Source organism: Lysinibacillus boronitolerans JCM 21713 = 10a = NBRC 103108 (assembly GCF_000772935.1).
In the GTDB taxonomy this organism is placed as follows: Bacteria; Bacillota; Bacilli; order Bacillales_A; family Planococcaceae; genus Lysinibacillus; species Lysinibacillus boronitolerans.
Genome location: NZ_JPVR01000038.1, coordinates 1 through 2,966 on the forward strand (window position 1 = coordinate 1; position 2,966 = coordinate 2,966).

Sequence of the window (2,966 nt, forward strand, 5' to 3'; positions counted from 1 at the left end):
TCACTACCTGCTTCGTCTGTTTGACAGCGGTCTTTACCTGTTGCTTGGCATTCGAAACAGCCGCCTTTGTTTTTTTCACAACCTTTTTCGTGGTCAGAACAGCTTTTTTAATTGCCTTTTTCGCCCGTTTAACCAATTTACTCTTGGATAAACTATTTTTTAGCTTCCGTGCCTTGGTAAAGAATTTACCCCACTTCTTCTTTTTCTTCTTGCGTTTTTTCTTTTTCTTCCTTTTATTGGACTTCCGTTGTTTTTTCTTCGTGGCGCTTTTCTTTTTAGAGGATTTCTTAGCGCTCTTTCCTTTCGCCCCTCCGCTCTTTATCGCTGCGCCGTACAAGAAGGTAATTCTCTGAGCTTCTATTATTGAAGTTGACAACAATGCAAAAATAAAAAGCTCATATCCACTATTAAAATGGATGTATGAGCTTTTTAAAAGAAGCTATTAAACTTATAATTCTTTAAATATTTATTTTGTCTAAACTAGGAGTATAAAAGCGTTAATTTAACAAATCAACTTAAATACTACTCTTTATCTAGAATTCCTGCAAAATTATGGATTATTATAAATATACTTTCTAAGGTACATACTCTTCGAATCTAAAATCAAAAGAAAAGGAGAACTATATACTACTCTCTTTAACTTCAAATTTCTTCATTCTCTCTATTAAATCTATATCTAGTTTATCTTTGTTATTGCTTACATATTTATACTCAAAATACTTAATTCTTGCTGCTGGGCCAAATTCACTTTTTTGCCAATTTATATAATCAAAATGGACATTTAATTTACCTTTATCATTAAGTAATAATGTCACTGAAAACCAAAGTTCTTGGTCGTTATTAATAAACACATCTTGAAGTTTAACAATTAGTTCAAATAACTTATGCAGCTCTTTATTATAAACCCTTTTATCTACACCATATATTCTTGGAATAAAATGTGAAAATAAGTAGTTCTCTTCATTATCTTTAGGTCTAAAAAAGAAAAAAACTCCTCCGTCCTTATCCTTAACTTCACCATTAAAATAGAAGTTACTCCATTCAACAGGTATGATATCGTTAACCTGCTGTGCTATTTCTTTATATATTTTATTCAATTCTATTTCAAAACTCATCTATTTCATCCACCTTTTTTATTTGCGATTTCACGAATTACTGGAAAGTCCCCTTCAATTTCGTATTCAACTATAAATGAATCTGGTCGCATTGAATTCCCCGAATACGTCGGATTAATTTGTACAGTAACTTTTTTCGGAGGTGTTTCTTTCAATGCATTTGCCCACTCAGTCTCCATATTGAACCATTCACCACCAGAACGGTTAATTTGGCTATTTTGTGGAACTAGGTTATCGATATCCTTTGGCCCTTTAAACTGTGCTCCTATTAAGTGTCCACCGTCGTCATCAGGTAATCTATCTTTTCCTCCCACAGTTCTCTGTGCGTATGCGTTTCGTTCTGCAGTGCCTAGAATAAGTGTTCCTTCACATTCGGTAATACATCCATTGTTATCCGTACGGTAAGTATAACCATCTGGAGATTTGTATTCTACATTTGGTTTATTGTAGATCTTTTCTTTTTGGAGGATTTCAAAATAGTCTATAATTTTCTATATGCAAAAAACCTTGAAAGGTTGCAAGCCAATCAAGGTCATCTCGAATACATGAAGCAATTTTTATAGTTTAGTTCAACAAATTATATCCCTATACAATTAAAAACACTCTCATTATTAAGTTATCGCCTAATAAATAGTGAATTCATATAAATTCATGATAATTCATACCACTCATTATCTATATATTTCTCAATTAAATTCATAGTTTCAGGTTCATTTTCAGTACAAAAATTTAGTATTTCACCAATCAATAAATCTACTTCTTCTTGTTTTACTTCAAAACCCCTATGTTCATTCCAGTCACAATTGACCATCACATTAAAATTATATTCTTCCATTTCATACAAAAACTCTCTTATTATCATTGGAAAAGCTATATTATAATCTTTAAAATTAACCCAAACAACAGCATTTCCACTATCTAATATATTTACTTTAAATGCATAATCCCTATACCTATACCAAATAGTATTATTAAATCTTTTTTCTTCTTGCATAAATTAATCTCCTCCATAGATGTCATATAAACCTGTTAGTACATCCATCCCCGGATTGCTTCTTGTGCTAGCATATATAACTTCCTCCCATGAACCATACTTTTCAAATAATTGATTAGGTGTTGGTCCATTTGGATTTCCATACTCCTCTAAATTCCTTTGTTTCATTGATTCTAATCCTTTATGATTACCACTCTTTAAATAATTATTAATTCTACCTTCATTTCGTTGATTAACTTTCATTCTAGCGATATCTTCCATTGAATAACCTTTACTTCTTAAGGTTTCTATTTCAATACTTAAGTTCTCCTTCTGTTTTTTCAATTTTTCATGATATTTAATTCTTTCATTTTGTGCATTAGCAACTTCTTTTGGATTTGTCCAATCTACCTTAAATTTACTTAAACTCGATTCCGGTTTTGGTGCATATCCATATACCGCGTTTGGATTCTCAACAACCTCTTTTACAACTTTGGGGTTATCCATAGGATTATTTTTATAGGTAAATTTATTATCTCCCGTACCCTTATTACTATTACTATTACTATTACTATTACTATTACTACTACTCGAACTGCTAGTAGACTTACCACTTGTTACTCCAGTCGAATTCTTTCCTATTTTTGTAAGAGAGCCAACACCCTTTGTACCAACAACTGCTGTAGCTGTATTTATGGTTGCTTTTGTTCCCCAGTATGCTCGTGAGTAGTCATTACCATGAATAACATCTTTTTCAAAAGAGTCTTTTACTGAACCCGCAATGGTTTTCACGGTTGCCAGTGGATGGGAAGCAAAATTTTTCAAATTGTCTTTCGTTTCTTTTAATACGCCTATCGGATCAGTTACTAATTTTTTCA

General features: G+C 31.9%; 4 protein-coding genes and 1 pseudogene. All 5 read right to left on the reverse strand.

Features of this window, described 5'->3' with window-relative positions; all coding sequences use genetic code 11:
• Positions 1 to 379 (reverse strand): hypothetical protein (locus tag CD31_RS22615; protein WP_209420814.1); only part of this gene is annotated, 379 nt, incomplete at its 3' end.
• A gap of 241 nt (positions 380 to 620) precedes the next feature.
• The gene (locus tag CD31_RS00385; protein ID WP_036074849.1) at positions 621 to 1,115 is read right to left on the reverse strand and encodes an immunity protein YezG family protein; all 495 of its coding nucleotides are present in this window, start codon (positions 1,113 to 1,115) and stop codon (positions 621 to 623) included.
• A 5-nt stretch (positions 1,116 to 1,120) separates the two neighbouring features.
• Positions 1,121 to 1,603, reverse strand: coding sequence for a DNA/RNA non-specific endonuclease (locus tag CD31_RS22775; RefSeq protein ID WP_081977427.1), 483 nt, complete (start codon positions 1,601 to 1,603; stop codon positions 1,121 to 1,123).
• Positions 1,604 to 1,764: 161 nt separating this feature from the next.
• The gene (locus CD31_RS00395) at positions 1,765 to 2,109 is read right to left on the reverse strand and encodes a hypothetical protein (RefSeq protein WP_036074854.1); all 345 of its coding nucleotides are present in this window, start codon (positions 2,107 to 2,109) and stop codon (positions 1,765 to 1,767) included.
• Between the two features lie 3 nt (positions 2,110 to 2,112).
• Positions 2,113 to 2,966, reverse strand: a pseudogene (locus CD31_RS23425) (hypothetical protein); the annotation flags it as partial.

Excerpts from the sequence above, each read along its gene's own strand:
- CD31_RS00385 (WP_036074849.1), bottom strand. The coding sequence starts at position 1,115 with ATGAGTTTTGAAATAGAATTGAATAAAATATATAAAGAAATAGCACAG.
- CD31_RS00395 (WP_036074854.1), bottom strand. The coding sequence starts at position 2,109 with ATGCAAGAAGAAAAAAGATTTAATAATACTATTTGGTATAGGTATAGG.